The organism is Jilunia laotingensis (assembly GCF_014385165.1).
Classification (GTDB): domain Bacteria; phylum Bacteroidota; class Bacteroidia; order Bacteroidales; family Bacteroidaceae; genus Bacteroides; species Bacteroides laotingensis.
This window is the reverse complement of record NZ_JACRTF010000001.1, coordinates 2,360,354-2,383,658: the sequence shown is the minus strand read 5'-3', so window position 1 is coordinate 2,383,658 and position 23,305 is coordinate 2,360,354. Positions and strand designations below refer to the sequence as shown.

General features: G+C 43.8%; 15 protein-coding genes and 2 pseudogenes. 7 read left to right on the top strand and 10 right to left on the bottom strand.

Annotated features, from left to right (window positions below):
* Positions 1-64: 64 nt before the first annotated feature.
* The 8 genes and pseudogenes from H8744_RS09085 to ilvD all read right to left on the bottom strand — a co-directional run bounded on the left by H8744_RS09085 (position 65) and on the right by ilvD (position 10,280).
* Complete coding sequence (locus H8744_RS09085) at positions 65-2,749, bottom strand: GEVED domain-containing protein (protein WP_262434531.1); 2,685 nt, start codon at positions 2,747-2,749, stop codon at positions 65-67.
* A 139-nt stretch (positions 2,750-2,888) separates the two neighbouring features.
* Entirely contained in the window at positions 2,889-3,935 is a 1,047-nt protein-coding gene (ilvC, locus tag H8744_RS09080) for a ketol-acid reductoisomerase (protein ID WP_262434530.1), read from the bottom strand.
* 62 nt (positions 3,936-3,997) lie between these two features.
* Positions 3,998-4,165 (bottom strand): annotated as a pseudogene (locus tag H8744_RS18875) (acyl-[acyl-carrier-protein] thioesterase); the annotation flags it as partial.
* A gap of 170 nt (positions 4,166-4,335) precedes the next feature.
* On the bottom strand, positions 4,336-5,397 hold the full coding sequence (locus H8744_RS09075) for an IS5-like element IS1169 family transposase (protein WP_008777670.1): 1,062 nt from the start codon (positions 5,395-5,397) through the stop codon (positions 4,336-4,338).
* A 72-nt stretch (positions 5,398-5,469) separates the two neighbouring features.
* Positions 5,470-6,063 (bottom strand): annotated as a pseudogene (locus H8744_RS09070) (acyl-[acyl-carrier-protein] thioesterase); the annotation flags it as partial.
* 7 nt (positions 6,064-6,070) lie between these two features.
* On the bottom strand, positions 6,071-6,628 hold the full coding sequence (gene ilvN, locus H8744_RS09065) for an acetolactate synthase small subunit (RefSeq protein ID WP_262434528.1): 558 nt from the start codon (positions 6,626-6,628) through the stop codon (positions 6,071-6,073).
* Between the two features lie 88 nt (positions 6,629-6,716).
* Positions 6,717-8,411 carry a biosynthetic-type acetolactate synthase large subunit gene (gene ilvB, locus H8744_RS09060; protein ID WP_262434527.1) on the bottom strand — a complete coding sequence of 565 codons (1,695 nt, stop codon included), beginning with the start codon at positions 8,409-8,411 and terminating at the stop codon, positions 6,717-6,719.
* Positions 8,412-8,480: 69 nt separating this feature from the next.
* A complete protein-coding gene (gene ilvD / locus H8744_RS09055; protein WP_262436264.1) occupies positions 8,481-10,280 on the bottom strand; it encodes a dihydroxy-acid dehydratase in 1,800 nt (599 codons plus the stop codon).
* A gap of 904 nt (positions 10,281-11,184) precedes the next feature.
* Here ilvD and H8744_RS09050 point away from each other — a divergent pair.
* Positions 11,185-11,778 carry an FKBP-type peptidyl-prolyl cis-trans isomerase gene (locus H8744_RS09050; protein WP_262434526.1) on the top strand — a complete coding sequence of 198 codons (594 nt, stop codon included), beginning with the start codon at positions 11,185-11,187 and terminating at the stop codon, positions 11,776-11,778.
* 144 nt (positions 11,779-11,922) lie between these two features.
* Here H8744_RS09050 and H8744_RS09045 read toward each other — a convergent pair whose 3' ends face one another.
* Complete coding sequence (locus H8744_RS09045) at positions 11,923-13,206, bottom strand: L-cysteine desulfidase family protein (RefSeq protein WP_262434525.1); 1,284 nt, start codon at positions 13,204-13,206, stop codon at positions 11,923-11,925.
* Positions 13,207-13,547: 341 nt separating this feature from the next.
* Here H8744_RS09045 and H8744_RS09040 point away from each other — a divergent pair, with 341 nt between their 5' ends.
* The 4 genes from H8744_RS09040 (at position 13,548) to H8744_RS09025 (ending at position 17,484) form a co-directional block, all read left to right on the top strand.
* On the top strand, positions 13,548-14,684 hold the full coding sequence (locus H8744_RS09040; RefSeq protein WP_262434524.1) for a PCMD domain-containing protein: 1,137 nt from the start codon (positions 13,548-13,550) through the stop codon (positions 14,682-14,684).
* A gap of 20 nt (positions 14,685-14,704) precedes the next feature.
* Positions 14,705-15,472, top strand: coding sequence for a porin family protein (locus H8744_RS09035; RefSeq protein ID WP_262434523.1), 768 nt, complete (start codon positions 14,705-14,707; stop codon positions 15,470-15,472).
* 28 nt (positions 15,473-15,500) lie between these two features.
* Positions 15,501-16,202, top strand: coding sequence for a calycin-like domain-containing protein (locus H8744_RS09030; RefSeq protein ID WP_262434522.1), 702 nt, complete (start codon positions 15,501-15,503; stop codon positions 16,200-16,202).
* A 97-nt stretch (positions 16,203-16,299) separates the two neighbouring features.
* The gene (locus H8744_RS09025; protein ID WP_262434521.1) at positions 16,300-17,484 is read left to right on the top strand and encodes a lipoprotein N-acyltransferase Lnb domain-containing protein; all 1,185 of its coding nucleotides are present in this window, start codon (positions 16,300-16,302) and stop codon (positions 17,482-17,484) included.
* Between the two features lie 301 nt (positions 17,485-17,785).
* Here H8744_RS09025 and H8744_RS09020 read toward each other — a convergent pair whose 3' ends face one another.
* Entirely contained in the window at positions 17,786-21,046 is a 3,261-nt protein-coding gene (locus tag H8744_RS09020) for a fibronectin type III domain-containing protein (RefSeq protein ID WP_262434520.1), read from the bottom strand.
* A 231-nt stretch (positions 21,047-21,277) separates the two neighbouring features.
* Here H8744_RS09020 and H8744_RS09015 point away from each other — a divergent pair, with 231 nt between their 5' ends.
* Together H8744_RS09015 and aroC are read left to right on the top strand one after the other, a co-directional pair.
* On the top strand, positions 21,278-22,135 hold the full coding sequence (locus H8744_RS09015) for a helix-turn-helix domain-containing protein (RefSeq protein WP_262434519.1): 858 nt from the start codon (positions 21,278-21,280) through the stop codon (positions 22,133-22,135).
* A gap of 73 nt (positions 22,136-22,208) precedes the next feature.
* Positions 22,209-23,285, top strand: a complete 1,077-nt coding sequence (aroC, locus tag H8744_RS09010) for a chorismate synthase (RefSeq protein WP_262434518.1) — start codon at positions 22,209-22,211, stop codon at positions 23,283-23,285.
* Positions 23,286-23,305: the final 20 nt, after the last annotated feature.

The window sequence follows — 23,305 nt, the reverse complement described above, 5'->3', positions numbered from 1 at the left end:
TTTACCTTAATACCTTTTATTTAAGCTCTACCTCTCTATTACCATATAAATTCATATAGCAACATTATCTTGTTACGGGAAGTTTTATTGTTTCCTTATTTCCATCGGTATATTCGATACTCAGAATATAAATACCCGTATTAAGTCCAGCCAATGAAAGTTCTACTTGCTGACCAATGTTGTTCACATCTTTTCTGTTCTTTCCTGCAATATCAGTCAGAACGACCCGTTTCATATCACTTCCTGATTCAACGATCAGTAATGAACGGTCTGCATTGAATCGAATAGACGATTGCAACATTTCATTCTTGTCAAGACCAGTCACAGTTCCATTAGTCATGTATACCGGAATCTTAACAACTTTGGTCAGAGCATCGTTGCTCTTAATCTCGATAACAGCCTCATACAAAGTCTCAGCCAGCTTAGTTGCATCCAAATCGGCATTAACAGTCTGTTTCTGGTTCGCAGCAATATTGAAATCTTTTTTGTCCATCGTCAACCAACTGATGGCAGGAGTACGGTCACCGGTCACATTGGCACGTATACAGAAGTTACTGTTTATACCCAAATCGCCCATAGACCACCAAGTTTCACCACCTACATTGACTACATCTCCAAAACCACGAAGTGCTTTTCCGGCATCAATACCAATGTAATATTTATCACTATCGAATCCTTCCAGTTTCACACCGATCCACATATCTTTATCAGTAATAGTAACAGGCTTATCCAGCACGATATGATTCCATGAGTTAACGACCGGTACAAAAGATTGGTTCAACAGCTCTTCACCGGCAGCCGACTGTGAGTTTTCACCATATACAACAACACTACTCTTTTGAGCTGCATCCAACAAATAAACATCTATACTGCTGATTTGCATTCCTGTCAGATTGGAAAGCATATCACCCGGATAATACTGAGCATAAGTAGCCGACGGATAGTTAGTCAAAGCAATGCCACTCTGTTGTCCCATATCATACCTTAAAGTATATTGAGATTCATCTCCCGCTTCAGGAGCCGACTGTATATCTTTACATGCCACTTTACGAGGCTGCATCTTCTCTTTAACATCCGGATTGTCAGCAATACGGGATACATAACGGTTGTTCGGGGAATATGGCAGCAGATAGTTAACAGATATATTTCCGGTCATATCCAGTGTTCCGTTATTGGCAATTTCAAGCTCTACCTTCTTGCTGTCATGGTTGAGAGCAGCCTCAATACTTTTCACGTTCACGTCAATAGCCGGAGAGGCATCAGGACGAGATACTACCAGTGTATAATCCTCGGTTTCTCCATATTGATAAATGCCACAAGGAGTGGTTTCTCCATAAGAAAGAATGATTCTCATTCGCTTTTCACCAGCCGTAACGTCTACATCCTCAGGTATACTAACCTTGATAGTGCCATCGGGGATATAGGAAATAAATTCACCGGCATCATCAAATGTACCATTGTTATTCCAGTCCACCCAAACACCAATGTACACACCTGATCCTTCGTTTTCCACAGTCAGTTCCAGCTCTTCTCCAGGAATGATCGTTGTTTTCATATCCGTATAGTCACTGTATCCAGAGTTGTCGGACTGACAGTTGATATCTCCTATCTTCACAGAAGTTATGTATTCATAGCTTGAATCTTCCGATTCCGACTCACATACACTTCCTTCTTCCATCTTTGAAGTAGTGAATGCCAATGCATCGTCACACAATTTCTCATCGCCTGCCGTCACATTTCTAACTTCAAAATGATGTACACCAGGAGCGGAGCAATCAATGCGTTGTTTAAAAACATACTTGTAGCTTTCCAATGATTTGATCGCTACATCGACAGATTCGGTAGCCAGCAATTTCCCGTCAGCCCAAAGTTCAAGGCGAGCATTTTCTATATCATCGCTTCCCACATTCATTAATTCCACTTGAACCTTTTCGTATTTCTCACCGCTATAGTTGTCCGGAGTCAGGATACGAACCATTTTCAACGCTTTACGGGCACTAAATTCTCCGCTGCCTTTCAGACAGTAACACATGGGCAATGCAGCGCCCATCAACCCATTATCTCCTAATGAAACCATACCGTATCCGGGAACAGAGGTCGCACAGAGTACGGAAAACCAACATGAAGGAGCATCTTTCATGTCCACGGCACTTACGGATAAGAAACCGCTTTCCATTTTAATGTCTTCTCCCAGGTCGGCCGCAAACTCATAAATATTACCACCGCTGTATTGAACTCCCAGGTAATTCCCCAGGATATCCACTTCTTTCGTAAATACGACTTCGCCCGGTTCTCCATCAGCATTTATCCGGTAGAAGGAAACTTCCATACGAATGGGTTCGGTCATTTCGCCTTCGGCATTCACTCCTCCTCTACCGTCGCAAGTCAACCAATCGTTACTCTCTCCATCATAATAATTGAGGATTCCCAAAATACGCACACCATTGATCGTATAATAGCATTCACTGAACGACTGATAGAATTTAGTAGGCATGCCGGGACGCCCCTGGTCGGAACTCTGAAAGCCCACATAGTCGGCTTCACTGCTAAACTCACCTCCCAGCACAGTGCCTTCCGGACACCCAAGCAATTCATCAGCCGTTTGCGCACGTGTCATGGGTGCATTTACATAATGGATGTCGGCCTTCTCCATGGAAAGCTTTTCTCCCGCTTTGTCAATCACTTTCTGTCCTGATACATTCAAAGAAAACGCAGCAGACAGTAATAATCCCAAGTAATAGTGTTTCATCTTTTAATGGTTTTAGTTTGAATTATATTAAGATAACTTGTTTGCGCCCAAAGATAATAATTTAAAGGGAGAATGTAATCTCCCTTTTTTGTAAAACTACTTTCCTTTGGCTTATATCACATATTTCAATTGTTTTTTATCAGTTATTTTCCGGTCGGAGTTTACGAACCGTAACCGCTGTTTGCCACATTTCGCTTTCACGCAATTGACGAAGTTCTTCATTCAATTTCTCACGGTAATCGGGTTTGGAATTGCTATCAATAGAAATCTGGGCTTCGTTACCAGTCCTTACACTGTCATATAATTTCTGCACAACCGGTTTGATGGCATCATGAAACGGCCCCATCCAGTCGAGCGCACCGCGTTGGGCGGTAGTAGAGCAATTGGCATACATCCAGTCCATGCCGTTCTTTGCAAACAAGGGCATCAATGACTGGGTGAGTTCCTCCACCGTTTCGTTGAAAGCTTCGGAAGGAGTATGCCCGTTTTCACGCAAGACTTCATACTGTGCAAGCAGCAAGCCCTGGATAGCCCCCATCAAAGAACCGCGCTCACCGGTAAGATCAGAATAAACCTCGCGTTTGAAAGTCGTCTCGAACAGATAGCCCGAACCTACACCGATGCCCAATGCTACGACTCTATCCCACGCTTTACCGGTTGCATCCTGAAAGATGGCGAATGAAGAATTCAAGCCGCGACCTTCAAGGAACATGGTACGGAGGGAAGTTCCCGAGCCTTTCGGTGCCACCATGATCACATCCACATCTGCCGGTGGAACTATTCCGGTACGTTCTTTATAAGTAATAGCAAAGCCATGTGAGAAATAAAGTGCCTTTCCCGGAGTCAAGTGTTTCTTTACAGTAGGCCATACTTCTATTTGGGCTGCATCCGAAAGCAGATATTGGATGATAGTCCCACGTTGGCAAGCTTCTTCGATCTCGAACAATGTTTCTCCCGGCACCCAGCCATCAGCTACGGCTTTTTCCCAGGTTTTACCACCTTTGCGCTGTCCGACGATCACATTGAAACCGTTATCGCGCAGATTCAGCGACTGGCCTGGACCTTGCACACCATAGCCGATCACAGCGATTGTTTCATTCTTCAATACCTCACGAGCTTTCTCCAACGGAAATTCTTCACGGGTCACTACATTCTCAGTAACACCGCCAAAATTCATCTGTGCCATTCTTGTTTTCAGTTTTTAACTGGCAGCCAATGCTGCCGGTTCATTATACAATCTAATTTATCTTACTCAAATAATACCTTGGAACGACATACCAATTCGTCCCCGTTCTTTTTTACTTCTATATGATATTCGTTTTCATTGGTCTCATCCACGTAAAACGACAATTCATCTCCATAGTAACTCTCCGCCACATAAGCCATCTCGAAACGACGGATATGCTTTGACTTATGGTGAGTTCTATCAATTCAATTTATCCTCTTGTATCAGACAGCAGAACTCTTTAACTGCCCAATTTGTGAGCTTTAGTCTTGCAAATTTAGCGAATATTTTCTACCCCCCCCCCCGATTTTTACAATAATTAACTTGTGTTTGTTGTAAAAATTGGATGTGCAGGCATAATTCACCCCAACAACTCAGGTTTCAGCCTGATTATTTGCGTGTAACGACTGATGTTATACACAAGACTGGTGAATGCTACATTGGCTTTAGCACGAATAAGCCCTACTGTACGCACCACAAGTCCACGCATGGTTTGTTCCTCAAACCCGAATACATGCTCGACAAGGCAACGTGTCTTGGATTTTTTCCTATTGTCTGATTTCTGCTCCTTGGTAAGCGGACGGTTACGGTAGCCCTTTTCGCAAATTATCGGATTCATCTTATGCTGTTTTACAATCTCCTCTTGTCCGACATAACCGGCGTCCAAATACAAGTCCTTGCCTTCGTCTTTTTCATCCAGCAGTCCTTCAAAGCCTTTGGAATCATGCACTTCTGCCGACGTGGTATCATAAGAAAGTATGATCTTATTGCGTTTCTCAACTTTAGTATGCTGCTTGTAGCCGTAAAAAGTCTCATCACGCTTCTTTGTCCAGCGGGCATCTACATCCTTGTGGCACTTCTTGTGGGGATTGTCATTCCACAACTTATCACCCGCTCCCTGTTTTATCTGCTCATTTTCATCACGGGTGTTACGTTGGCGAGGGGCAATAACAAAACTGGCATCAATGATGCGACCCTCATTGAATTGCAGACCCTTACTTTCCATGAAACTATGAAATTCCGAAAAAAGCTTGTCATAAACGCCTGTATTTGTCAGGAGTTCGCGATACTTCCACACCGTCTTCTCGTCAGGAACATCGTCAACACATTCAATACCAAGAAACTTGCGGAAACTCGTACGGTCAACTATCTGATACTCTATCTGATGGTCACTCAAACCATAATAACGCTGAAGAAACAAGACCTTGAACATCAGCACACAGTCTATCGGCGGACGACCGGCATTACTTTTGCGCTCTCCGGTAAAAAGGGCTGATTCAAGAGTAGGACGAAAGATCTCAAAATCAACATACTGAGACAACACTTCAAGAGGATTGCCCATTTCATTCAAACGCAATTCACGATTCTCTGACTCAAATAGTTGATTATAACGAAGCTTACGGTATCGGGATAACTTGTTCATTATAAAATTCTTATTTTCTGCAAATTTACGCTCTTGGAACCATATAAACAACTGTACTACAATATTTTAATTTATAGAACTCCTCTTATAAAGCTCTATCGGAAACAGGTCGAGGATATGCTCAATGTAACGAATGCTGTTGACATGCCCGTTGATATCGATATCACTATATTTGGCGGTCAGCTTACTTACCGGTTCTTTAGCAGTCACTTTAATGCGAGAAGGCTTCTCGATGGGACAAGGTTCGTCGCACACATAATCGACAATGCTACCCCCGTGCAAGGTCAGCAGATCAGCCGGCTTACGGGTATTCAGGTTGATCATCGCCCATACCGAACGAGCGTAACCAATCTTCTTCCCATCCTTATCGATAATCGCAAAATTACGATCGGTAAAGAGCCGATATACATTTTCCACCCATGTCCGCACGCTAAACTCCTCATATTGATAAGGCATTTCATCCAGTTCGATGGCAAGGCGCGAAAGAACCCATGTATAGTTGTCCTCGTTCAACCGGGCAATGCCGAACCCACGGTCACTGGCATGAAAACCGGCACAATTGAGCAGATGGTTGCCCAGCACTCCCATCGTCAGCCGACCCTTGAAGTCCACGTGAAAGGGTTCCGCTATAAACTTATAAGTTCCTATTTTATTTACTTCACTCATAATCCGTTTATTTCTTACTTTGATTATTATACTTTGCTTCCCGCTCGGCAAGGAATTCATTCACCCGTTCAAAACAACTGGTAGTAATCGCCACACGTCCCGAACGGACAAATTGCAATACACAATCCAATGCCCGCAATTCATCATAAAGGGCTGTGATATCTTCTCCTTTGCCATTCTTTTCGACAATGGCAAACACCGGATTGACTTCCACAATCCGGGCATTGTATTTGCGAATGACCTTAGAGGCTGCCGGATTGGACTGAAATTCCGGGATAGATACCTTATACAGTGCTATCTCATGGAAATAGATTTCATCCTCCGAGAAATAATGCGCTTGCAGGACATCTATTTTCTTTTCAATCTGCCTGACCACTTTTTCAATCGTATCCTTATCCGTCCAGGCAGTAATGGTGTACTTATGTACTCCTTTAATGGAGGAGGCCGATACGTTAAGGCTCTCGATATTGATTTGCCTACGGGTAAATACAGCCGTAATCTGGTTAAGCAAACCGGCAATGTTTTCCGAATGGACAATCAAGGTATATAATGTCTTATCACTCATAATTTTCTTCCTTTCAACACCGTTAATTTCTCCATGTTCCCGCTCCCCTCTTCGTTTTTCATTATTAATCTTTAATTATTAATTCTCGTCAGCATTCCAAGAGCATCTGATTGACCGAACCACCCGGAGGAGTCATCGGCAATACATTTCCTTCCTCGATGACACAAGCTTCCAAGAAGTAAGGCCCGTCGGTCGCAATCATTTCCCGGACAGCCTCCGACAATTCTTCCCGGGTCGCAACTCGCCTCGAAGGAATATCGTAAGCAGAGGCGATCTTCATGTAATCCGGATTCATCATCGGAGTAAACGAGTATTTACGGTTGAAAAACATGGCTTGCCACTGACGCACATTGCCCAGGAAGTTATTGTTCAAAACAATGATCTTCACCGGAGCTTTCTGCTCCATAACAGTACCTAACTCCTGGATGTTCATCTGAAGCCCACCATCTCCCATAAATACGCAAACCGTACGGTCGGGACTTCCGAAAGTCGCACCTATTGCAGCGGGAAGTCCAAAACCCATGGTACCAAGGCCACCGGAGGTAATGATACTGCGCTGTCTACTGTATTTAAAATAACGCGCTGACATCATCTGGTTCTGACCGACATCAGTCACCAGAACGGCTTCATGCCCGGTAGCATTGCTCACTGCACGCACCACTTCGCCCATAGTCAAAGACTCGACCATCGGGTTCAGTTCAGGATGTATCACCTTTTCATACTCTACCTGCTCATAGGTCGAAAAGCTTTCCAGCCATTCGTCATGCGTCTTTTCGGCAAGCAAACCGGTAACGGCAGCCAATGTCTCTTTACAGTTGCCCAAAACGGCTACATCCGCATGTACATTCTTATTAATCTCGGCCGGATCGATATCAAAATGGATCACTTTGGCCTGTTTTGCATAAGTACCCAAGTTACCGGTCACACGGTCGTCAAAACGCATCCCCACAGCGATGAGTACGTCACACTTATTGGTGTTTATGTTCGGCCCGAGGTTACCATGCATTCCCAACATGCCTTTGTTTAGAGGATGATCAGTGGGCAATGCGGAGAGTCCCAGCAAGGTGCATCCGGCAGGAATTCCTGCCTTCTCAATGAAAGCGCGTAATTCATGCTGTGCATTTCCCAACTCCACCCCCTGACCGACAAGCACCAAAGGACGTTCGGCATTATTGATCAACTCGGCAGCCGCCTCAATACTTGCCGGATCAGTATCGGGTACGGGAATATAGCTACGGATAAAGTCCATTTTAGCCGGAACATATTCTGCCTTTTCGACTTGCGCATTCTTGGCAAAGTCAAGCACTACAGGTCCGGGACGACCGCTACTGGCAATATAAAAAGCACGTGCCACTGCCCAAGGAACATCTTCGGCACGGCGAATCTGATAACTCCATTTAGTGATAGGCTGAGTAATACCCACCAAGTCTACTTCCTGAAACGCATCCGTTCCCAGAAAAGCAGTACCTACCTGTCCGGCAATCACTACAATCGGCGTACTGTCAATCATCGCATCGGCTATCCCGGTGATGGTATTCGTCGCTCCGGGACCACTGGTGACGAGGCAGACTCCCACCTCCCCGGACGAACGGGCAAAGCCTTGGGCTGCATGTGTAGCCCCCTGCTCATGACGTACCAGAATATGCCTTAATGTCTTCCGATGATCAAATAAAGCATCGAATACCGGCATTATGGAGCCACCCGGATACCCGAAGATAGTCTCCACTCCCAGATTTTCGAGTGAACGCATCAATGCTTCCGCACCTGTAATAAAATCTTTCATCTATTTATCTCGATTTAGCGATTTTCAACTCCTTCTTTCTTCTCCTCCCACTGCACTTCCTTCTCTCCTTTAAATCATCCTCACCGCGCCCTTGTCCGCCGAGCTTACCATACTTGCATAGGCCTTCAGGCTCTTCGGGATATGCCGGTCGCGAGTGACGGGACGCATCGGACGAGCAGCTAGTTCCCCATCAGTCAGCCTGACATTGATCGTACGCTCCGGTATATTGATTTCGATAATATCTCCGTCCATAATTTTACCGATATTCCCTCCGGCAGCAGCCTCGGGAGAAATATGGCCGATGCTCAGCCCGGAAGTACCTCCGCTGAAACGACCGTCGGTGATCAAGGCGCATTCTTTTCCTAAATGACGTGACTTTATGTAAGAAGTAGGATAAAGCATTTCCTGCATACCGGGTCCCCCCTTGGGGCCTTCGTGAGTAATGACGACTACGTCTCCACTTACGACTTTACCTTTAAGAATGCCTTCGCAAGCGGCTTCCTGTGAATCGAAGACCTTGGCCGGACCGGTAAATTTCCAGATTTTCTCATCTACACCGGCAGTCTTGACCACACAACCGTCCTCGGCAATATTCCCTTTCAAAACAGCCAGCCCGCCATCTTTGCTATAAGCGCTGTAAGCACCACGAATACAACCATAGAGACGATCCGTGTCTAAAGTATCATAATGTTCTTCTTGCGAGCCGAGAGTCAGGTTGAAATGATTGCCCGGGGCACTGCTGTACCGTTCTATAGCATCCTCGGTTCTATCCAGCCGGCAAATATCATACTTGTCGATAGCTTCCTGCAACGTCAACCCGTCTATCCGCCTCACTGACGTATCGAGCAGACCGGCCTTTTGCAGCTCTCCCAATATGCCTAAAATTCCACCGGCACGGTTCACGTCCTGAATGTGATACTTCTGGGTGTTAGGAGCCACTTTACAAAGACAGGGAGTATGGCGCGACAACCTGTCGATATCGTCCATTGTAAAATTGACTTCCGCCTCATGGGCAATAGCCAGCAGATGCAGAACCGTATTTGTAGAGCCACCCATCGCGATGTCCAGTGCCATTGCGTTCAAGAAGGCCGCACGCGTAGCGATGCTCCGCGGCAATACACTCTCGTCTCCTTGTTCATAATACTTAAGAGCATTCTGCACAATCAATGCGGCAGCTTCCTTAAATAATTTCACCCGGTTGACGTGGGTCGCCACAATCGTGCCATTTCCCGGAAGAGCCAATCCAATGGCTTCATTGAGGCAATTCATGGAGTTGGCAGTAAACATCCCCGAACAGCATCCGCAGGTAGGGCAGGCATTTTGCTCGATGTTCGCCACTTCTTCATCACTCACTGTTTCGTCAGCCGACTTGATCATGGCATCGATCAAGTCCAAATGTTGTCCGTTCCATTCCCCCGCCTCCATGGGCCCCCCCGAAACAAATACAGTCGGAATGTTCAACCGCATGGCAGCCATCAACATCCCCGGCGTGATCTTGTCACAATTACTGATGCAAACCATCGCATCCGCCTTATGGGCATTGACCATGTACTCCACGCTATCGGCAATGATATCCCGTGAAGGAAGCGAATAGAGCATTCCGTCATGCCCCATCGCAATGCCGTCGTCTATGGCAATCGTATTGAACTCCGCTGCGAAGCACCCCAGTTTCTCAATCTCAGCCTTCACCAGCTGTCCTATTTCATGCAAATGCACATGTCCCGGAACAAATTGTGTGAACGAATTGACAACAGCGATTATCGGTTTCCCTCGCTGTTCTTTCTTCATCCCGTTGGCCGCCCACAAGGCACGGGCACCTGCCATACGGCGACCTTGAGTACTGAACGAACTACGCAACTGCTTTTTCATCATCATCTGTTTCTTTTAATCAAAAAGCCTTTCTCACTGTAGTGAGAAAGGCTCTAAATGTTATCTTATATCATACGAATACATGTAATATAACCTTTCTCACAATCTTGGCGAAATCACCACGACGCGAATAATATGCAGGACTGCCAGGTTAATGGACGTATGAGTATTCATATCTTACTTTTTAAATTTTGATCACGCTGCAAAGGTAAGGGCTTTTTTATTATATCCAAACAAATTGAAGAAAAAAAACGTATAATAGCGAATAATCGTAAGAAAACAGAAGGATATTATACACTTTTATCACCCATTATATCCCGAAACCACACAAAGTAACATTACTAGCATTTCCCGCCTCTTTACGGAATTCAATCCATGCTCTTTCTTATCCCGAACTTATTATCGCCTCCTCTGGCTACCCTTAGGACACGATTTCGCTTACCAATACAGGTTTTACGTCCGCTCACAGCGCAGTACTTTGTATGATCATTTTACTATCCGAGAATATTTATCAACGCTTGTCAACAAGTAAAAGTACCGGAAGAAAAGACATCAATCAAGAACTAACAAGCTGATATTCACAACATTACCAAACCGTTTTTACCTCGGTGATGAACGCCCTGTTCCTCACCGATGAAGGAGGTGTTCCTCGGTGAGGAACGGGGCGTTCATCACCGACCAACAAGGTGTTCACCGCAGCCGTGGAAATACCGGCATTCCAATGACACGACTGTGTAACATATTTTCTTAACACCCAGCCTGCAAACAGGCGATGAGTTATTAAAGCACGAACCGTTTTTGATAATTCGTTGTTATATAAAGGCGAAAAATACGTATCAAATTCGTATCTTTGCAGCTACCGACAGTTTTATAACTGCAATTACTAACTTATACAATAATTTAAATGGAAACAGCAGAAAACAAGTACATCACTGTAGCGTATAAACTATACACAATAGAAGATGGTGAAAAAGAATTAGTCGAAGAAGCAAAAGCCGAACATCCCTTCCAGTTTATTTCGGGCATGGGCACTACGCTCGAAGCTTTTGAAAGCCAGATAGTACCCCTGAAGAAAGGAGACAAGTTCGATTTCACCATTCCGTCAGCCGAAGCTTACGGTGAATACAATGACGAGCATGTCTTGGATTTGCCGAAACATATCTTCGAAATCGAAGGAAAATTCGACAGTGAACGGATCGTTGCGGGCAATATCGTACCTTTAATGGACTCCGAAGGCCGCCGTATGAACGGAACGGTAGTTGAAGTCAAACCCGACATCGTGGTAGTCGATATGAACCACCCGTTGGCCGGGGCAGACCTGAACTTCGTTGGCGAAGTAGTAGAAAGCCGTCCTGCAACTAACGAGGAGATACAAGAAGTTGTAAACATGATGGGCGGTGGCGGATGCAGCTGCGGATGCGACAGTTGCGGAGATGGCTGTGGAGACGGCTGCGGTGACCATGGATGCGGTGACCACTGCGGATGTGACAAGAATTAATTGGATAATTAATAGTTAATAATTAAAAATTAAAAACGAAGAAAGATTAGTATGATTAGAAGTAATGAATACCCGATGGTATGATAGCTCTACTCACTCGTTTTTAATTTTTAATTATTAACTATTAATTATCCAGCAATTTCCCTAGCATTTATGTGTCATAATATCCAATACCACCTTATCCGTTTCATTCATGCCTTGTGAGCCTATCCGAGTCAGGTTACGGATACTCTGATCTACGTCCTCATCGATAATCCCTTCAACAGACGTAACACTGCGATTTTCCATCGCCATCATAGCCGAAAGCACAGCCGTAGAAACACCAGTCGTCACCTTGAGGGCACAACTTGGTTTTGCTCCGTCACAGATCATTCCCGTCAGATTGGCTATCATGTTCTGCACGGCAAAAGCTATCTGCTCATAAGTTCCTCCCATCAGCCAAGTAATGCCACAACTTGAACCTGTAGCAGCTACGACACAACCGCAAAGGGCAGACAACCGTCCCAGACTTTGTTTGATATAAATCACCGTCAAATGACTGAGCATCAATGCACGTATAATTTCTTCTTCCGATTTACCGTTTTCCTCTGCAAAAATAAGCACAGGCAGAGTGGCGGAAATACCCTGATTACCACTTCCCGAATTACTCATCACCGGAATCATGGCTCCTGCCATACGGGCATCGCAAGCCCCCGAAGTATAAGAAAGGATATGCGAAAAGACACAGTCGCCCATCACCTGATGTTCATACCTTCCGCGAAGCATCTTCCCCAAAGCGTGCCCATATTCTCCTTCAAAAGACTTCTCGGCAGCGGCCTTATTCAAGCGGGCGGTTTCAAGAATGAAACTGATCTCATCCAAGGGAGCAGTCAGTGCAAAATCATGCACTTTCCGCAAATTCAGTTCAAGCGGCTTTTCCTCAACGTCTTCCGTGCCTGCCTGTTGCTTGTTGAGCAGCACTTCTTCCCCCCGGGCAATATATACAAAATTCGTATGTCCTCCGGCAATGATCGCTGTCGATTTTTTATCTCCCGCTTCACAAGTGATTTCGATATACAGTTTCTCCGTTATATTATCTTTCAATGATATGCATATACGTTTTTCGTCAATAAACAGTTTGCCCTGTTCCACAGCTTCCGGTGTGCTGTCTTTCAATACTTCGAGCTGATACTCGGATTTACCGATAATCGCCCCCAAAGCTACTGCGATAGGCAAACCAATCATCCCTGTACCGGGGATACCCACCCCCATTGCGTTTTTCAGAATATTAGCACTCAAGAGTACTTTGATCTTTTCAGGTCTCACACCGAGCGTCTCGGCAGCTTTTGCCACACATAATGCCACGGCAATAGGTTCGGTACAGCCAATAGCCGGAATCACCTCCCGCCGTACCAGATCTATTATTTGTTTTCTTTCAGATTCAATCATGAATTCCCTCGTTTTTTAAAGTTTCTACAAAAGTAGAAAATATACTCTGAATAAACAAGAAAAGAAAAGGAACTGCATATATTCCGCAAATTTATAACAAATGCAACCCCTTTAAGTTAATACACCGGAACAGAGGGCAAAGCAGCGATCTTAGGAATAGGACACAAAATAAAAAGAATAGACCTTATTTTAAAAGACTTAAACAAGAAATTGGCATCAATAATACAAAAAGAACATAAAAAGAGAATTTAAAGATTTGATAAATAAGAATTTCCCCGTAAATTTGCAAACTGATTTTATATATAGCACATAGTCTCAACAATTATCAATCAATAAACAGAATGAAATTCAAATCAATCATAACCGGTGTATTTCTTTGCTTAGGTTTTTCAGCTTGCATCCAAGAAGAAGCACCGAACGCGGAAGCAGATATTGTATCTTGCACGCTTTCTGATCCCTCGGTATTAAAAATGCCGCCTATTATAACTAATAATACGGTTATAATCATGGCCAATTCCACCACTGACATAAAAACGCTTGCCCCGTTGTTCAAGCTAACGGAAGGAGCTACCATCAATCCGCCCAGCGCAACGGAAAGGGACTTTTCTACCGTCCAAAAATATGTGGTAACGTCACAAGACGGACTATGGAAAAAGGAATATAAAGTATTCGTAGACACTACCAATGTGAAAACAGAGTTTAACTTCGAACATTGGGAAATCATAGAAGGTGCCAGAGGAAAGCAATGGCACGGATTCTATGAAATAAGCAATACCGGACAGAAGCAATCCATCTGGGCTACGGCAAATGCCGGGTACGCCTTGACGGGTTATGTTACGGAAAGTGGAGAAAAGCTAACCAATCCTCTCATTTATCCGACCACTTCCTATGAAATGGGATATCAAGGAAAGGGAGTCAGATTGGAGACGAAGCCTACAGGTGCTTTCGGAGATATGATGAATATGCCTCTGGCTGCCGGCAACCTGTTCATCGGTTCCTTCAATGCTTCCGTGGCCGGAATGGGTCCCGAACAAGCTTTGAAAGCCACTCAATTCGGCATCCCGATGGCATTCAACCGCCATCCGATAGCTTTTGAAGTATGGTATAAATACACACCGGGAGCTAATTATCAGGATGAGAACAAGAACATCATAAACAGTGTAACGGACGTATTCGATATCTATGCCATTCTTTATGAATCAAAGGATGGCAAAAGGTTGGACGGTTCCATCCAATTCGATGACGATTGTATCATAGGCATTGCCAGGGTAAAAGATCCCGAAGCTACCCGTGAATATAAAAAGCTGTACATGCCTTTTGAATACCGCAGAGAACCGGACCAGAAAAAATTGTCGCAAGGTGAATATTATACTGCAATCGTCTTTTCATCCAGCCGGGATGGTGCCTATTTTAAAGGTGCTATAGGAAGTACTTTGATTATTGACGAAGCGAAACTAATCCTTGAAGGGGACAAATAAACATTAACACTAAGACACTTATGAATAAAAAAATAGCTTACCTCCTGTTTCTAATGTTGGGTTTTTCCATGATAGCTCAAGCACAGGAAGATAGAAATAAAAGCATCTTAAAATCACTGACCATCGGATTGGAATACAGACTGAAAGCCGGATTCAATATCGGTGGAACTTCTCCCATCCCCCTACCGGCAGAAATACGGAAAATCAACAGCTACAATCCTACTACCGCCTTTTCGATAGAAGGCGATGTGGTGAAAATGTTCGAAAATAAATGGGGAATCAGCGCGGGGATCCGTCTGGAAACAAAAGGAATGAAAACTGATGCCACAGTCAAAAACTATCACATGAAAATGATAGCAAACGATGGAGGAGAGATGGAAGGGCAATGGACGGGAGGAGTCACCACCTCTGTGAAACAATCTTTGCTGACAGTTCCAGTTTTGGTCGTATACAAAGTCAGCAAGAGATGGGAAATGGAGTTAGGACCGTGGTTCTCTTACCTGACATCCGGTGAATTTTCCGGTACAGCCTACGATGGTTACTTGCGCGATGGAGACCCGACAGGAGAAAAAGCCAATGTAAGTTCGGCCACTTACAATTTCGATGACGATTTACGCCGTTTTCAATGTGGTATGCAATTCGGTGCCCAATGGAGGGCGTTCTCTCATTTGAACGTCAGTGCCAACCTGACATGGGGGGTAGTACCGATCTTTAAGAAAGACTTCGACACCGTAACTTTTAATATGTTCCCTATATATGCAAACCTTGGCTTTGCTTATGTGTTCTAATAATAAAAACAATAAATAACATTAGATTATGAAGAAAGAATTACTTTTAGCAATCATTGCCCTTGTAGCAATAATTACCCCTAAAGCAGCTTATGCACAATTAAACGAGGAAGTGGCAGGCACATATACCGGTATATTGAAAGTGTCCCAGGATGAAATCATAATGGGAGAACCAAGCACGGAAAACGTCTATCTCACTGCCACGAATGACGGAACAACTACCTTAGAGATCAGGAACTTCGCTTTCAAGTTGGGAACGTCTGCGATCCAATTGGGAGATATTGTCATTCCGGGAGTAGAATTGCAAGAGAGAGAGGATGCGGTTGTCCTGCTTCCAAAAGATGTCACATTAACATTGGTACAACCGATTGGAGATGTTGAAGTACATTTGAAGGAATCGACTATAATCAATGAGAAAATGGTCTTATCTTTAAGCGTAGAAACCGTCTACCCCGTTGAATTATTAATCGATGTTGACTTTGAAGGCACAAAGACACAAACCGGAATAAACGATGTCGTTACAGGCAAAAGAACCGTTTACTATAATCCGGGTACTGAAAGCCTGATCATCTCAGGTGCTGAAAACCAAAGCTACGAGATCTATACCGTTACAGGCGTTCGCACAATGTCCGGAATCATAACAAGCGGAAGACTCAATGTTTCTAATTTATCCAAAGGCATATACCTGATAAAAGCCGGAAACCATACGACTAAATTCGTTAAACAATAAACTTATCAGTTAACAGATAAACAGACTCCATCGCAGATTTTTCAATGTCTGTAGATGGAGTCTTATTTTATAATCCCTTTCCCCTTAATTACAAACAATGTCACGCCAAACAATCAGTTCCGTAGTACTTTTCCTGAGTGTACTGCTCTGTTTATCGACAAACTCATATGCTTCGGGCAACACACTTCCCAAACTGTCCGATAAGGCCCTCGTGTCAATTGTCACCTGCTCAGCCACCCCCGATTATGAAGGTGGATTCGGACACAGCTCTTTGCGTATACAAGATGCCGAACTGAAAATCGATGTAGTTTTTAATTTCGGAACTTATTCAACGCAACAATCATTCTTTGTTTATAAGATTTTCCTAGGAACCGTCATTTCTTCTTTGGACGGTGAGGCTTTCAGCAAGTTCGCACACCGCTATAAAACCGAGAAAAGGGGGATGAATGAGTATTACCTCAACTTGAGTCAACAGCAAAAGCAAAGTTTATGGGAGGAACTGAACCGTATCCTGCTTACAGGAGAAAGATTCTATAAATTTAAAGTACCTACCAACAATTGCAGCACACAGTTAAGGGATGTATTATTTAAACAATGCGGTTGGGACAAGAGTCAATTTCTTAATCAATATACCGGCCGAACTTACAGGGACGTAGAACAAGGAGATCCATTGGAAAACTGCTGGCTACATCTGCTTTTTAATCTTACTTGCAGTGACATAGATAAGGAAATAAATATATACGAAGCCGCCTTCAATCCTAACGGACTTATCAACCTGTTGAGTGAAGTACGCCAAGACGATCAACCGGTGCTTATGGCATCGCATCGATTATTTCCACCTACCCTATTCAAACAAAGTCCCAATGTCAAACTATCCCTATCCACATTTCTCATCCTATTGATCATTGCCTCAATCCTGACTTACTTACAAGTAAAGAAAGGCAGATATTATATATGGTTTGACCGTATATTACTTTTTATCAGTGGTATATTCGGCTGTTTCCTTTTCAGCTTAGTGCTGTTTTCAGAGATCGAACAATTAAGGACTAATTATAATCTATTTTGGGCACTCCCCACCAATCTGATCCTGGCTTTCATTCTTAAAAAGAACAACCCCAAATGGGTAAAAGTATGGATTCAATTGACCTGTATATCGTTTCTTTTGTTTCCAGTGGCTGCCATCGTGGGTGGTCAATATATTCCGACCGAAGCTTATCTGTTCACAGCTACGCTATTGATCAGCATGTTACCCTATGCAATAAGCAAGCGGAAAGTGCTTTGAAACATCCTTCTTGTCATTTTAGTGAAAGGATCTCCATTCGCAAAAAGACAGATCACTCCTGATCATACAGGGATAATGCTTTTATAAACTACCATTTTGCACCAACAAACAGGCAATACGTTGCCAATTAATTGGCAACAATTAATATACGAAGAAAAAGCATTTTACTATACAAGAAAAGAGAGTGTTGCAGGTCAATGCAACACTCTCTTTTCTTGTATACTGTTTTTATACTTAAACTCAATCTATTTCTTATGATCTTTGATCATCTTAAATGCAACTGAGTTTCGTTCCGACAGACTTATTTCTTAATGAATTTAGCTTTTCCAGCTTCAGTCTCTATAAAGTATACACCGGAATTCAAGGCGGATACATCCACACGGTTTACAGTGAGAGAACCTGAAGCAACCATGCTACCCGACTGGTTGTAAATAGAATAAGCACTATTTTCTGTTACACCATTTATATAAAGTGTATTCACCACCGGATTAGGATAAACAGTGACGTTACCCTCTACTGTCACTTTTTCAATGCCAACCGGACGAGTAGTCACGGCAATTTCATTGGATGATTCGGAAACAACAGCACCAAAAACAGCCTTCACAGTATAGGTATAATTCACGTCTCCTGTCAAACCTTCCACTTTATAACTTGTCACTTTTCCAGTAGACTTTTCATTGTATCCTTCCAATACGGTATCACCTTCTTTTACCGTGAGCAGGTAATCTGTCACTTCAGCTTCTGCAGGGGCTTCCCAATTGGCTACAAACGAGTCGTCTTTTACTTCAGTTGCTTCTATGGCCTTAATAGCCGGCACAGCCACCACTGAGACTGCAAGTTCGTTGGATACCATCGGATAATTAGTAGTCACAATACGTACTTTATAATCTCCAAGAGGCAATTCTTCACTCAGCGTTGCTGTTAAAGTTCCGCCCTTGTCAGTTGCAATTTGGGTCAGCACAGTCGGCTTTTCAAAGCTGCCCTTTGCATCGGACAATTCAAGAGAAACCACATTATGATCCTGCTCTACATTAGAAGGAGACATGGTACCAGTCAAAATATAATCAGCTACAATCCGGCTACCTGGATAATAAGTACCTTTATCTGTTTTAGAGAATTCCAAAGTAGGCTTGTAGATCAACAACATATCATCAATAAGTACTTGATCGCCTTCCTTACCAACAGCAGGCGTTGAGTTAGTAGCGAAAGTCACCAACATATAATCGGCAGATGTCGGTTTGACAAAGTGATCCACTTTCAATGAATCTTTCCAATAATCGCTATTGTTCATCTTTTCATAGAACTCCTCATAATCTTTCAATTCATAATCGAATGGTATGGAAAGACGCTGCCATCCGCCATTAACCGGATCAACCGCTTTATAATTCAATTGAGCTTTTGCAACAATATGAACCGAATCGGCGGGAGATGAAGGATCTGCACAATCGTAAGTATCATGTATAATTGCTGATACACGAGCATTCATCACCGAATCACCCAGATAAGTATAGTTCACCCATACAGTCAACGAGTCTGGACGAGAACCATGTAATGGTTGACTAAATTCAGAATCTCCGACTACTGTTCTGTTATGATTTTCCTGACTTAAAGCCTCCATAGAACCCGAATTAATCCGACCGCAAGTCAAGTTACCGTTGGCTACGATAGAACCGATAACTCCCTTCGTCCAAATACGTACGCTGACATTGCCATTAGTTCCCGGACGAGTTACATTGGATTTCTCCATATGTACACTTTTTGTAAAGCCGGCCAAGCTACCGTCTCCACTCATAAATGAATTCCAACCCACAGGTTCGGCCTCTGTGCTTTCTTTTTCCCAAGCTTCAAAAGTCGAGTTGGTAAGCTGAACACCATAATCGGATCCTGTAGTAGCAACAAGCGGTTCAGAGACAGAAAGGTTTTCACCATTACTATTCTGAGCTGCAACAACAACTGTATAAGGAGCATTTACATTCAGCCCTGTAAAGCGATATTCACAGTCAGCCGTTTCAACAGTGGTAACAGCACCTGTCGGGTCTGTCATCGAAACCACATAGTTCACCGCACCTTCCACATTTTCCCAAGAAATCAACAGAGCATGTCCTTCGGAGTCTGCAACCATAGCTACCAGATTACCTGTGCGAACGGTAACAGCATTGGAAGCTTCAGAAACAGCTTCTCCCTTTACCGACTGCACTGTATAGGTATAATTCGTATTCTGCTTCAATCCTTCTACGAGAGCAGAAGTTACATTACCAACGGCAAGGGCATCATAAGCTCCTACTATCTTGTCACCGTCTTTTACAGTGATTTTATATCCTGTCGCACCATCCACCTTGTTCCATTTTGCAACAAAGGAACGGCTCTTGATCTCTTCCGCAGGGAAGGCCACAATATAATCCGTAGGAATAGCCATAACCGCATAAGACACTGCCACATCGCCTTCCGGCATGACAAATTCGGAGTAATTGACCAATGTCGCATTGCTTACTTTCAAATCTTTAATCATATAACCTTCATCGGTTGTGGATTTCAAAGCAACAGTCACACCTACTCCGGCATACTCGTTCCCTGCCACTTTTCCATGTGCTTGTTCTTCCGGGTAATTTACCTTAAATATTACTGGTGCATTATCGCTTGCCAAGACCGGCATATCGCCATATTGCCCCCATACGCCTTTATTATCGACATTCAGCAAGTAAGCCACTTCACCGATTGCGAACCGGTCTGCCGTTTTAGCATCGGCATTTTTTATGGTTCCCTGTATCTGATTGACATTTACCGCACCGGGCAATGTATCATTAGCCAGATAATAACAATTGGATATGATACTGTTTTCACTGGAACGCCCTGCTATATTCCCGTAAATCGTGTCGTTCGGGATGACCGGAGCATTATTCATGACATAACAATTGGCTATGGTTCCCTCTTCCAAGACACCTACAAGCCCTCCTACCATACCATTCTTTTGTCCCAACAGCTCGGCACCTTTGGCAAACGGCAATTTGACAGCACCGGAAAAGCCACAGTTCTGAATGGTTCCTTTACCTTTCATGACGGCAGCAACTCCTCCCACCGAAGGACAAGTACTGCCTGACTGTTCATTGGTAAACGTACTCTTTGTTATTATAAGGTTCTTCACCGTACCACCATCTATGGTATGGAACAATCCCCATGATTTTATTTGTGTAGCATCCCGATAAGTCATATTGGTAATAGTATGTCCCATACCATCAAAAGTACCTTTGAAACCGGCACTGCCAATAGACACCCAACCGTATTTCTCCATATCCAAATCGGCCGTCAACTTCACAGTTTTGCCTTCAAACGTCTCCGTTTCAGCAGCCTTTGCAAAAGCCCCCATCTCCTCGGGGGTGCTGATGGTATACTCATCGGATGTAGTATTCTCATACCACTTTTCATCATAGGCATAAGCCCCGTCCTTATAGTCCGAACCACCATCTGTCCAGTTCGTCAGATCTTTTTTAGTTCCGGCATGTGCCACTTGAAGGGCACAAAAGAGGACAGAAATAATCACAAAACAAAGTCTTTTTCTATTCATATTCCTTAACTTGTTAATTAAACGCTGCAAAATAACAATAGTTTTCATTGACGGGCAAGGTCTATTTATACTAATTTATATCCTATTTCTAAACAACAACTCAAAACACGCTTATAAATCACAGAAATAAGAATACATTACGTCTCTTAAATTGTCCGAAAACTTAAGTTGCAGCATTCTATTTATAAAATTATGTCTATCTTTGGAGAGTCAAACTATTAATACAAACGCATGGAAAAAGTATTACCTAAAATAGATATAACCGAAGATTTCACCATTGGAAGCAACGAATGCATAGACAACAATATACTAAACCTGTACGCAGAGTATCCCTGCCGGCTGAAAGCAGAAATATTTGTGCTGTGCATGAACGGAACTATCGAAGCAAGTATCAACTTATCCGATTATACCATAAAAGCGAATGACTTCATTACACTTACACCGGGCAGCATCATTCAGATAAACAAGATCGAAGGAGATTTAAAACTCTACTTCATGGTATTCTCTTCCAAATTCATCGAGGGGATCATCAAGACCAAATCCATCATCGACCTTATTTATATTACCAAAAGCCACCCCGTACTCTCACTACCCAAAGAGATTGCCGATATTTACGAAGAGTTTTTCGCATTATTGATGAAAGTGTACTACCGGGAACATCCACGCTACAATCAAGAAATCCTGAAATGCATGTTGTTGTCCATTCTTTACCGATTGAGCGATATCTATCACTCCCAGCCCTTACGTAATGAAGTCGGGCTGAACCGCAGTGAAGAGATTTGCAAACAGTTCGGTCACCTGGTCATCCAGCATTACACCCGGGAACGGAACATTTCCTTTTATGCCGAACAATTGGGAATCACTCCCGCACACCTGAGCAACACGGTAAAACATGTGACCGGCAGGACAGTGATAGACATCCTCTCGGAAACGGTGATCACTGACGCAAAGGCGCAACTTAAATCGACCAATATCCCCATACACGAAATAGCCGACTCGCTGAATTTTCCGAATGTCTCCTTCTTCGGTAAGTATTTTAAGCGATTGACGGGAATGAGTCCGCAGCAATATCGCAATAGCGACAAATAAAAAAAGCGATTTACTACTTTTATTTCCCCTGATTTGTTATATTTGCATAGACTAACTTTTAAAAACCAGCAATATGTTCAACTCATTCGGAAATATTTTCAGGCTCACCAGTTTTGGTGAATCACATGGCAAAGGTATCGGAGGAGTGATCGACGGTTTTCCGGCAGGCATCAGAATCGATGAAGATTTTGTCCAGCAGGAACTTAACCGCCGCCGTCCGGGACAATCAGCCATCACGACCTCCCGTAAAGAGGAGGACAAGGTAGAATTCCTTTCAGGTATCTTCGAAGGAAAATCGACAGGATGCCCTATCGGTTTCATCGTTTGGAATAAGAATCAACATTCCAACGACTACAATAATCTGGAATATGTGTACCGCCCTTCACATGCCGACTATACATATAAGGTGAAATACGGCATCCGTGACTACCGGGGTGGTGGCCGCTCGTCAGCCCGTGAAACCATCTCGAGGGTTGTCGCTGGTGCATTGGCAAAATTGGCGTTGAGGCAGTTGGGCATCCGCATCACAGCCTATACTTCCCAAGTAGGACCTATCAGACTGGAAGGCAATTATACGGAATATGACCTGGATTTGATTGAGACCAATCCGGTACGTTGCCCGGACCCGGAAAAGGCAAAAGAGATGCAGGATCTCATCTACAAGATAAAAGGTGAAGGTGACACGATCGGTGGTGTCGTGACTTGCGTCATCAAAGGCTGCCCGATAGGACTGGGACAACCGGTATTCGGGAAATTACATGCAGCGTTGGGAAATGCCATGTTGAGCATCAATGCAGCCAAGGCTTTTGAATATGGAGATGGTTTTAAAGGATTGAAACAGAAAGGATCGGAACAGAACGACGTGTTCTATAACAACAACGGGCGCATCGAAACCCGCACCAATCATTCGGGAGGCATCCAGGGAGGCATCAGTAACGGACAGGACATCTTCTTCCGGGTGGCTTTCAAACCGGTCGCTACCGTATTGATGGAACAGGAAACGGTCAACATCGACGGAGTAGACACCACGCTGAAAGCACGCGGACGCCACGACCCGTGCGTATTGCCTCGTGCCGTTCCTATTGTGGAAGCAATGGCGGCCATGACCATACTGGATTATTACCTTTTGGACAGAATGACACAGTTATAATTATAATAAGGTATAATGTA

Bases quoted from the DNA above. Each gene is read 5' to 3' on its own strand.
- H8744_RS09085 (WP_262434531.1), bottom strand. From the start codon at position 2,749: ATGAAACACTATTACTTGGGATTATTACTGTCTGCTGCGTTTTCTTTG.
- ilvC (WP_262434530.1), bottom strand. From the start codon at position 3,935: ATGGCACAGATGAATTTTGGCGGTGTTACTGAGAATGTAGTGACCCGT.
- H8744_RS09075 (WP_008777670.1), bottom strand. From the start codon at position 5,397: ATGAACAAGTTATCCCGATACCGTAAGCTTCGTTATAATCAACTATTT.
- ilvN (WP_262434528.1), bottom strand. From the start codon at position 6,628: ATGAGTGATAAGACATTATATACCTTGATTGTCCATTCGGAAAACATT.
- ilvB (WP_262434527.1), bottom strand. From the start codon at position 8,411: ATGAAAGATTTTATTACAGGTGCGGAAGCATTGATGCGTTCACTCGAA.
- ilvD (WP_262436264.1), bottom strand. From the start codon at position 10,280: ATGAAAAAGCAGTTGCGTAGTTCGTTCAGTACTCAAGGTCGCCGTATG.
- H8744_RS09050 (WP_262434526.1), top strand. From the start codon at position 11,185: ATGGAAACAGCAGAAAACAAGTACATCACTGTAGCGTATAAACTATAC.
- H8744_RS09045 (WP_262434525.1), bottom strand. From the start codon at position 13,206: ATGATTGAATCTGAAAGAAAACAAATAATAGATCTGGTACGGCGGGAG.
- H8744_RS09040 (WP_262434524.1), top strand. From the start codon at position 13,548: ATGAAATTCAAATCAATCATAACCGGTGTATTTCTTTGCTTAGGTTTT.
- H8744_RS09035 (WP_262434523.1), top strand. From the start codon at position 14,705: ATGAATAAAAAAATAGCTTACCTCCTGTTTCTAATGTTGGGTTTTTCC.
- H8744_RS09030 (WP_262434522.1), top strand. From the start codon at position 15,501: ATGAAGAAAGAATTACTTTTAGCAATCATTGCCCTTGTAGCAATAATT.
- H8744_RS09025 (WP_262434521.1), top strand. From the start codon at position 16,300: ATGTCACGCCAAACAATCAGTTCCGTAGTACTTTTCCTGAGTGTACTG.
- H8744_RS09020 (WP_262434520.1), bottom strand. From the start codon at position 21,046: ATGAATAGAAAAAGACTTTGTTTTGTGATTATTTCTGTCCTCTTTTGT.
- H8744_RS09015 (WP_262434519.1), top strand. From the start codon at position 21,278: ATGGAAAAAGTATTACCTAAAATAGATATAACCGAAGATTTCACCATT.
- aroC (WP_262434518.1), top strand. From the start codon at position 22,209: ATGTTCAACTCATTCGGAAATATTTTCAGGCTCACCAGTTTTGGTGAA.